The 924-nt window shown below is 57.7% G+C and carries 1 protein-coding gene; it reads right to left on the bottom strand.

Annotated elements, in window-relative coordinates; translation table 11 throughout:
* Positions 1–3: 3 nt before the first annotated feature.
* Positions 4–762 (bottom strand): segregation/condensation protein A, encoded by a 759-nt coding sequence (locus NW856_RS10835; RefSeq protein ID WP_414400235.1) that lies wholly within the window; start codon positions 760–762, stop codon positions 4–6.
* Between the last annotated feature and the right edge of the window lie 162 nt (positions 763–924).

Here is a 924-nt window from a genome sequence, read left to right as displayed (position 1 = left end):
CGCTTAGCGGTCGGAGCCGGGTAGTTTACTTGTGCAGGGTCGGATGGTCAGTGGGCCGTAGAACTCCTCTTGGCACAGCTCCACCTGAGAGCGGGCAGCCATTAGCAGCAATGACCAGAAGACTTGAATGGGGTGAATGGTCCCGCTGCTGCCGTTTTGATAGCTTTTTTGGCAAAAGTGTTGCTGGAGATCGACAAAGCTGATCTGGGTCAGACCCTGCTGCCAAAGCTGAGCCAGCAGAGATTCTAGCTCGGCGGTGGTTTCCAAAAGGTTTTCCGGGTGGGCTAGCTGAGTGATGGCCGACAGCGCTTGCTGGCGAGAAATCCGTTGGGCCAGCGGCTTTGGGGCAGCTTCGGGCTGGTGTTCCAGCAGGGTTTCCAGCTCTTGCAGGTGGGCGATGAGTTCTTTGAGGGTGATGGGCCGGGTACGTTGAAGACGGGGTGCTGCCCTGGGTTGCAACACGCGATCCAAGTGCGCCAAAGACCAGCTTGGCCAGGGATCCACTTCTACCTCCACCGGGCTGGGCTCACTTTCTTCTGCTTCTGGTTCTGCCAAAGCCATCGCCTTAAGATAGACCAACATGGCAGCGTGGAGCAGGGCTTGTCCCGACTCAGACAGGTCATGGCTGCTGCCGGTGGGAGCCATACGGGCCAGAAAGCGATCGATAACCTCGATGACCTGCACATCCCAGGGATCGATCTCGCCTCGTTCTGCCAAATCAATGAGCAGAGCAATTGCCTCTTCGGTCGGTGAGTAGGCCATAGCACCCCACAGCTCCCTGACCCTTACTGTAGCCCTCAGGCCGGATCCCGGCTATCTCTAGCCATCTCCCATGCCGATCCGAATCCTCTGGCTCAATCGCTGACGTGGTAATATAGAGATCCTGCTCTAGTCGATAGCTGCTAGAGTGGTATCTGCGGGCGG

The organism is Synechococcus sp. R3-13, assembly GCF_047462195.1.
Classification (GTDB): domain Bacteria; phylum Cyanobacteriota; class Cyanobacteriia; order Thermostichales; family Thermostichaceae; genus Thermostichus.
The sequence above is the reverse complement of the archived record's forward strand: the minus strand, read 5'-3'. Positions and strand labels throughout refer to the sequence as shown.

What these genes read in the sequence shown, in the direction of transcription:
- NW856_RS10835 (WP_414400235.1), bottom strand. Translation starts at nt 762, where the DNA reads ATGGCCTACTCACCGACCGAAGAGGCAATTGCTCTGCTCATTGATTTG.